Origin of the sequence: Halomonas sp. 72 (assembly GCF_052379785.1) — a bacterium.
Taxonomy (GTDB): domain Bacteria; phylum Pseudomonadota; class Gammaproteobacteria; order Pseudomonadales; family Halomonadaceae; genus Vreelandella; species Vreelandella citrativorans.
The window spans coordinates 25,877-33,878 of the sequence record NZ_JBQSYY010000025.1; the positions used below are offsets into that span (position 1 = coordinate 25,877).

The 8,002-nt window shown below is 56.6% G+C and carries 6 protein-coding genes; 5 read left to right on the plus strand and 1 reads right to left on the minus strand.

All coding sequences use genetic code 11. The features are described from left to right. The first annotated feature begins 26 nt into the window (after positions 1-26). On the plus strand, positions 27-677 hold the full coding sequence (locus ACT3T6_RS16380; RefSeq protein WP_192528412.1) for a TetR/AcrR family transcriptional regulator: 651 nt from the start codon (positions 27-29) through the stop codon (positions 675-677). Here ACT3T6_RS16380 and ACT3T6_RS16385 read toward each other — a convergent pair. Beyond that, positions 674-1,597 carry a LysR family transcriptional regulator gene (locus ACT3T6_RS16385; protein WP_192528411.1) on the minus strand — a complete coding sequence of 308 codons (924 nt, stop codon included), beginning with the start codon at positions 1,595-1,597 and terminating at the stop codon, positions 674-676. The genes ACT3T6_RS16380 and ACT3T6_RS16385 overlap by 4 nt on opposite strands. Positions 1,598-1,728: 131 nt before the next feature. On the opposite strand from ACT3T6_RS16385, the gene ACT3T6_RS16390 reads away from it, so the two are divergent. From ACT3T6_RS16390 to katG, 4 genes are all read left to right on the plus strand, one after another. Continuing rightward, positions 1,729-2,001 carry a DUF2798 domain-containing protein gene (locus ACT3T6_RS16390; protein WP_172117817.1) on the plus strand — a complete coding sequence of 91 codons (273 nt, stop codon included), beginning with the start codon at positions 1,729-1,731 and terminating at the stop codon, positions 1,999-2,001. Positions 2,002-2,234: 233 nt separating this feature from the next. Then, on the plus strand, positions 2,235-3,815 hold the full coding sequence (locus ACT3T6_RS16395) for a Re/Si-specific NAD(P)(+) transhydrogenase subunit alpha (protein ID WP_193053193.1): 1,581 nt from the start codon (positions 2,235-2,237) through the stop codon (positions 3,813-3,815). A gap of 16 nt (positions 3,816-3,831) precedes the next feature. Further along, positions 3,832-5,274 (plus strand): NAD(P)(+) transhydrogenase (Re/Si-specific) subunit beta, encoded by a 1,443-nt coding sequence (locus ACT3T6_RS16400; RefSeq protein WP_193053194.1) that lies wholly within the window; start codon positions 3,832-3,834, stop codon positions 5,272-5,274. Between the two features lie 298 nt (positions 5,275-5,572). Then, positions 5,573-7,723 carry a catalase/peroxidase HPI gene (gene katG, locus ACT3T6_RS16405; protein WP_193053195.1) on the plus strand — a complete coding sequence of 717 codons (2,151 nt, stop codon included), beginning with the start codon at positions 5,573-5,575 and terminating at the stop codon, positions 7,721-7,723. The last annotated feature ends 279 nt before the right edge of the window (positions 7,724-8,002 follow it).

Here is an 8,002-nt window from a genome sequence, read left to right on the forward strand (position 1 = left end):
ATTTAGCAGTACATAACGAGGTCAACATGCCTTATCCCAAAAGCCATAAGGCCAAAACCAGAGAGCGTATCCTGGCGTCAGCCACTGAACTGTTCAGCCGATACGGCTTTAATAAAGTCTCCATCGGTCAGGTCATGAAGCTGGCCAGAATGACCCACGGGGCTTTTTATTCCCACTTCGCCTCCAAAGAGGCGTTGTATGATGCCTCTGTGCGTAAAGCGCTGGATGGCAGCCGGGCGGCACGCTTGGTAAAAGGGCCGCTCTCCTTGCAGCACCTAACGGAGCTGGTCTCTAACTACTGGAATCTCCAGGAGCTTGAGCGTAAGCAACAGCCAGGGCCGGAAGCGGTGCTGTTTAATGAAATAGGCAGCGAGAAAGCCGAGATTCGTACCATGTTTGAGGCGTCTTACCTGCGGATGAAAAAGATGCTTGAAATGCGCTTGCTTGCCTTGAGCAAGCTAAAAAAACTCCCCTTTGCCCACGACCGCGAAGTGATTGCCGGTAAGTCGCGGGTTATTCTGGCAGCGCTGGTGGGGGCCGTGGCCATTGCCAAAAGCCTACCCGGTGAGGAAGAGCGTCAGCATGTGTTATTGGCGACCCAGCGCCAGATTTTGTTAATGCTGGGGGTGAGCGAAACGGAAGCAGAAGGGATGCTGCAACGCGTTATGTCGGCCTAGGCCCGCCAGTGGGCAGGGAGAGTCTCGGTGAGAAACTGCTGAAACGCCAGGACCTTGGGCGTTAATTCACGCCGATGCCGGACACAAAGATAAAACTCTAGTGGGTCAACCTCCAGGGGCTCATCAGCCGCAAACGGCGGCGTAAACAGTGCGACGAGCTTGCCCTGCGCAATTAACGGTTCTGCAATAAACGCCGCTAACCGTGTGATGCCGCCACCTTCAATGGCCATCTGGGCCAGTGCATCAATGTCGTCGCTGATCATACGTGCCTTCACCGGCACATCGAAACGTATGCCGTTGCGTACCGCACCCCAGCCGAGATAGCGCCCATCCAAAGGAAACCGAAATACCAGGCAGTCATGCTCCTTAAGCTGCTCCAGAGTGTGCGGGTATCCGGCCTGCTCAAGATAGCGAGGTGCTGCGCAGAAGATGGATGGCACCCGCGCAATAGGACGCGCCACCAACCCCTCTTCCAGCGCATGACGAATGCGAATGCTGGCGTCAACCGATTCGGCGATATGGTCCACGTGGCGGTCGGCAATGCTGAGCTCGACCGTGATGTCGGGATAACGGCGATTAAAGGCTGGGATCATGGGGGCCAATAGGTGCCGGGCAAAGGCACCGGTTGAAGCGATGTGCAAACGCCCTCTGGGTGCGTCATGCAGCGCGCTGACGGCCTGACCGGCAAGCTCCAATTCCTGTACCAGTTCACGCACTTTTGCGTAATAGGTAGCACCGCTTTCCGTCGGCGCTAAACGGCGCGTAGTGCGGGTGAGCAAGCGCACCCCCAAGTGGGTTTCCAGGCGGCTGATGTTTTGGCTGGCGGCTGCCGCGCTAATACCCAAACGGCGCGCGCCGCCCGCAATGCTGCCGGCTTCAACTGCTTTCACAAAACTCTCGATACCGCGTAACGCAACCATAAGCCATACCTTAATCTTTAGCGCCATTCGTAATATTAACTTATGGCTGTGCTTATCGTGAACCTGCTTCTGAATTGGTTCAAGTCACTGTAGAGTGCGCAAACACGTTTGATAGATAAGGTAATTCACCCATGACAACCCGCCGCTACCCAGAACAGCGCCTGCTGGCAGCGCGCAAGCTGCACCCACGTTTTACGCCGGTCATATTTGCATTATACATGTCGACGATTATGGCGTTCTTAATGACCCTGATTATTACCGCCGTTAATGCGGGAGTGAGTGATCACTATTTTAGCCAGGTATGGCACGCCTATCGGGTAGCCATGCCCAGCGCCTTTGTGTGCATTTTGGTAGTACGGCCACTGGTTGCCCGTCTTGTACAGCTTACGATCAGGTCGCATTGAGGTAATTATGCCGCTTGATTTTTGCGCATACTGCTCCTGCCGGTGACGATGTTTGGAAAAGCTCATGTCATGCATCAAAGGTTGAATGGCTTTATTAAAACGCAACATGAGAGTCTGTAACGTTTTATAAAGATGTGGTGGTCGAAACCAACTGCCGTCAAGCGGGCTGTACTTGGCATCAAAACAAACCATGACAGCTTATTGTCGGCTTTCAAACCGTAGGGAGTACCCGTGTGAGAATAGGCGCACCTAAGGAAACGAGTCGGGGAGAAGCACGTGTGGCGCTTACCCCTGAAAGCGCAAAGCAGATCCAAAAGCTGGGCCACGAGTGTCTGATTGAAACAGGCGCTGGTCTTGCGGCGGGCTTTAATGACAACGCTTATCGTGATGCTGGCGTTACCGTAGTGGATAGTGCTGACGCTCTTTGGCAGGGCGCTGAGGTGGTCATTAAAGTCCGCGAGCCTTCTGATGAAGAAGCGGCACGACTACGAGAAGGACAAACGCTGATTGCGTTTTTCTGGCCCGCTCAAAACGAAGCGCTGCTTGAGAAGTGCCGTGCCCAGGGCGCCACCGTGATTGCGATGGATATGGTGCCGCGCATTTCTCGTGCCCAGAAGATGGACGCGCTCTCCTCCATGGCCAATATCGCCGGTTACCGCGCGGTAATAGAGGCAGGCAATAACTTTGGCCGCTTCTTTACCGGCCAGGTAACTGCTGCGGGCAAAGTGCCTCCGGCTAAGGTGCTGGTAATTGGCGCAGGCGTTGCCGGGCTTGCGGCCATTGGTACCGCCACCAGCCTGGGTGCTGTGGTGCGTGCCTTTGATGTGCGTCCGGAAGTCTCCGAGCAGATCGAGTCGATGGGAGCTGAGTTCCTGTTCCTGGATTTTGCAGACAGCGAAGACAGCCAGGATGGCTCGGCAAGCGGCGGTTATGCCTCGCCTTCAAGCCCCGAGTTTCGCGAAAAACAGCTGGCTTGTTTCCGCGAACAGGCGCCTGATGTGGATATTGTCATCACCACCGCACTGATCCCCGGGCGCCTGGCGCCCAAGCTGTGGCTTGAAGATATGGTCGCGGCCATGAAGCCCGGCTCGGTGATTGTCGATCTTGCGGCTGAAAAAGGCGGCAACTGCGATTTAACCCAGCCCGATGAGCGTATCGTCTCCGATAACGGCGTGATTGTGGTCGGCTATACCGACTTCCCCTCACGCATGGCGACCCAGTCGTCCTTGCTGTATGCCACTAATATTCGCCATATGCTGACCGATTTAACGCCTGAGAAAGATGGCGTGATCAATCACAATATGGATGATGACGTGATTCGTGGCGCGACGGTGACTTACCAGAACGAAGTGACCTTTCCGCCGCCTCCGCCCAAAGTAAAAGCGATTGCTGCGGCCAAACCGAAGAAGAAAGAAAAAGAGCCGACGCCTGAAGAGAAAAAAGCCACAGAAGCGGCGACGTTCAAAGCCCAGACCAAACGTCAGGTCGGCATATTGGCGATCGGTGGTGCGCTGATGCTGTTGCTCGGTCAGGTCGCGCCCGCGTCTTTTATGCAGCACTTTATTGTCTTCGTGTTGGCCTGCTTTATCGGCTTCCAGGTGATCTGGAAAGTTAGCCACTCGCTGCATACGCCGCTGATGGCGGTGACTAATGCGATCTCCGGCATCATTATTTTGGGGGCGATTTTGCAGATTGGCTCAGGCAGTGCAGTGGTTAGCGTGCTGGCGGCTATTTCGGTACTCATCGCAACGATCAATATTGTGGGTGGCTTCCTGGTGACACGCCGGATGCTGGCCATGTTCCAAAAATCCTGAGCGGCGGAGAGACGATATGTTAGGTCAAGGATTCGTATCTGCTGCGGCGATTGCGGCAAGCGTACTGTTTATTTTATCGCTGGGTGGGCTTAGTAATCAGGAAAAAGCCAAGCGTGCTGTGTGGTACGGCATTGTAGGGATGGCCGTTGCGGTGTTTTTCACCGCCTTTGGGCCGGGCATTGGTGGCTACTGGTGGTTGATCCCGATGATGATTATCGGCGCAGGCATCGGTACCTATATGGCGGGTAAGGTCGAAATGACCGAAATGCCCCAACTGGTGGCCGCCCTGCACAGCTTTGTGGGTTTGGCGGCTGTGTTTGTGGCGTGGAGTGCGGACCTGGAGCGCCGCCGAGTGCTGGCTGCCCGTGCGGCTGATGGTGTCATGCAAGAGTTTTCGGCGTTTGCCGCGCTGGTGGCTACCAAGGCCCCCGATGAGCTGACGTTTTTGCAGATTGAGGTCGTGCTGGGCATCTTTATCGGTGCGATCACCTTTACAGGCTCCGTGATCGCCTTTGGCAAGCTGGCGGGCAAGGTGGATGGCAAACCGCGTCAACTGCCTGGCGGGCATCTGCTGAATGCTGGGGCGGCAGTGCTTTCATTGCTGTTGGCGGTGCTTTATCTCAACGGTGCAGGCTTCTGGACGCTGATTTTGCTGGCCGCGCTGGCTTTCTTCATCGGTTATCACCTGATCATGGGGATTGGTGGTGCGGACATGCCGGTGGTGGTGTCGATGCTCAACAGCTATTCCGGCTGGGCGGCGGCGGCTATCGGTTTCACGCTCTCTAATGATCTTTTGATCGTGACCGGCGCGCTGGTGGGCTCCTCCGGGGCGATTCTCTCTTACATCATGTGTAAAGCGATGAACCGCAACTTCGTTAACGTGATTCTGGGCGGTTTTGGCGGAAGTACTGGGCCAGCGGCAGAGATCGAAGGCGAACAGGTGGCGATTGATGCTGGCGGCGTGGCCAGTGCCCTAAACGATGCCGATAGCGTGGTGATCGTGCCGGGGTACGGTATGGCTGTCGCGCAAGCTCAAGGTGCGGTCAGCGACCTGGTGCGCAAGCTGCGCGCGGCAGGTAAGAACGTACGCTTTGGCATTCACCCGGTGGCGGGCCGTTTGCCGGGGCACATGAATGTGTTGCTGGCCGAGGCCAAGGTGCCTTACGACATTGTATTGGAGATGGATGAAATCAATGATGATTTCGCCAGCACCGACGTGGTGATCGTGATTGGTTCCAACGATATCGTTAACCCGGCCGCTGAAGAAGACCCTAACAGCCCCATTGCCGGTATGCCGGTATTGAAGGTCTGGGAGGCCAAGCAAGTGTTTATCTGTAAGCGCGGGCAGGGTACCGGCTACTCAGGCATCGAAAACCCGCTGTTCTTCAAGGAGAACAGCCGGATGTTCTACGGTGATGCTCGCGATAGTCTGAATGCATTGCTGCCGCTGGTCGATTAACGCTCCACAACGCAGTGTAACCCAACGAACAGGGCGCCAAAGGGCGCCCTGTTTGCGTTTAGTCGGCGCGTCTCGCTCACTGCCATGGTTACCAGGAAATGGCCTTTTCGCCTGTGGATTAAAAATTACTATCAAGTTAGTCGCTAAATGCAAATTGTAGCTATAGCTAATGTGCTTTAAAACAGTGCCATGTCAATGAGTCGCCCGCTCGCGCGTTTTGAAAGCGTCATGTTGAGAGACGTCATTGAGTGTTCCTCTGGTCACGCCAGGGGTAAGAGCAATAAGGGGAAACGAACGCATGAGTGGTAAATGCCCGGTAATGCACGGTGGTAACACAGCCGCCAGCAAGTCCAACACCGACTGGTGGCCTAACGCCCTGAACCTGGACATCCTGCACCAGCACGATACCAAGACGAACCCACTGGGTGAAGATTTTAACTATCGCGAAGCGCTTCAAACGTTGGATGTCGAGGCACTGAAAGCGGACCTTCGCCAACTGATTACCCAAAGCCAGGAGTGGTGGCCAGCCGACTGGGGAAGCTACGTAGGCATGTTTGCCCGGGTGGCCTGGCATGCGGCAGGTTCTTATCGCCTGGCGGATGGCCGTGGTGGTGGCGGCACCGGCAATCAGCGCTTTGCACCGCTCAACTCCTGGCCGGATAACGCCAATACCGATAAAGGCCGCCGCCTGCTGTGGCCAATCAAAAAGAAGTACGGTAACAAAATATCCTGGGCCGATTTGATGATTCTCTCCGGCACTGTGGCCTATGAAGTCGCGGGTTTGAAAACCTTCGGCTTTGCGTTTGGTCGCGAGGATATCTGGCACCCTGAAAAGGACACCTACTGGGGCGCTGAAAAAGAGTGGCTGGCGCCTTCCGACGGCCGCTACGGCGACGTGGCAAAGCCCGACACCATGCATAACCCGCTGGCCGCCGTGCAGATGGGCCTGATCTACGTGAACCCGGAAGGCGTGAACGGCCAGTCCGACCCGCTCAAGACCGCCGCCCAGGTGCGTGAAACCTTCAAACGCATGGCGATGAACGATGAAGAAACGGTTGCCCTGACTGCTGGTGGCCACACTATCGGCAAGTGCCATGGTAACGGCACACCCGGCGATCTAAGCCCGGAGCCCGAAGCGGCTGGCCCCGAGCTCCAGGGCCTTGGCTGGATGAAAACCAAGGGTCGTGGCATTGGCCGTGACACCCTGGTAAGCGGTATTGAAGGCGCCTGGACCAAGAACCCGACGCAGTGGGACATGGGCTACTTCGAGATGCTGTTTGGCCACGAATGGGAGCTGAGAAAATCCCCCGCCGGTGCTTCGCAGTGGGAGCCTGTCGACATTAAGGAAGAGGACATGCCGGTAGACGTGGAAGATCCTTCCATCCGCTGCATGCCGATAATGACCGATGCCGATATGGCCATGAAGGTCGACCCAATTTACAACGAGATCTGCCAGCGCTTCATGGCGGACCCGGCGTACTTTGATGATGTCTTCGCCCGCGCCTGGTTCAAGCTGACCCACCGTGACATGGGTCCGAAAGTGCGCTACGCAGGCCCAGATGTGCCTCAAGAAGACCTGATCTGGCAAGACCCGGTGCCCGCTGGGCCGGCCGATTACGACGTTGACGCCCTGAAAGCGCGTATCGCCGCTAGCGGTTTGAGTATCAGCGACATGGTTAACACCGCCTGGGACAGCGCACGCACTTATCGTGGCTCTGACATGCGCGGTGGCGCCAACGGCGCACGCATTCGCCTGGCGCCCCAGAATCAATGGGAAGGTAATGAGCCCGAGCGCTTGGCCCGCGTGCTGGCAGTGCTTGAACCTATCGCCCAGGAAAGCGGCGCAAGCCTTGCCGATACCATCGTGCTGGCGGGTAACGTAGGCATCGAACAGGCGATAAAAGCCGCAGGCTTAAGCGTCACAGTGCCCTTTGCCCCCGGCCGTGGTGATGCAACGGATGAAATGACCGATGTCGAGTCGTTCGAGGCGCTCGAGCCGCTGGCCGACGGCTACCGCAACTGGCAGAAAGATACCTACGTGGTCAGCCCCGAAGAGATGCTGCTGGACCGCTCCCAGCTGCTTGGCCTGACTGCGGCGGAAATGACCGTACTGGTCGGCGGCATGCGTGTGCTGGGCACCAACCACGCAGGCACCAAACATGGCGTGTTCACCGAGCGCGAAGGCGCATTGACCAACGACTTCTTCGTGAACCTGGTGGATATGGCCAATACCTGGCACCCGGCGGGCGACCATTATGAGATTCGTGATCGCCAAACGGGTCAAGTGAAGTGGACAGCCAGCCGCGTTGATCTGGTGTTTGGCTCCAACTCGATTCTGCGTGCCTATGCCGAAATCTACGCTCAGGATGATTACGTCGAGAAGTTTGTCAGCGACTTTATTGCCGCTTGGACAAAAGTGATGAACGCTGATCGGTTTGATTTAGCGTAATGCCATGCGTCCCATAAGGGGCGCGTGAGCAGTCATTGTTATTGGTGTACCCCCTCTTGCCCGCATCGAAAGATGCGGGCTTTTTTTATTGTGCGCCAGGCATGGCGCGTAGCGCCTTGATAGGCGCTGTTCCTGGGGGTGGTGCCTCAGGATGACTTGGGGGTGAAAGTCCCCTGCACGCCCGGCAAGGGGAAGTGCTAGCCGACGGCAAGGGTGTCTCCCGCGAGGGAGAATCTGAAGGAAACCCGAGGCAAAACGCTGGCCTGACGAACAGGAAGC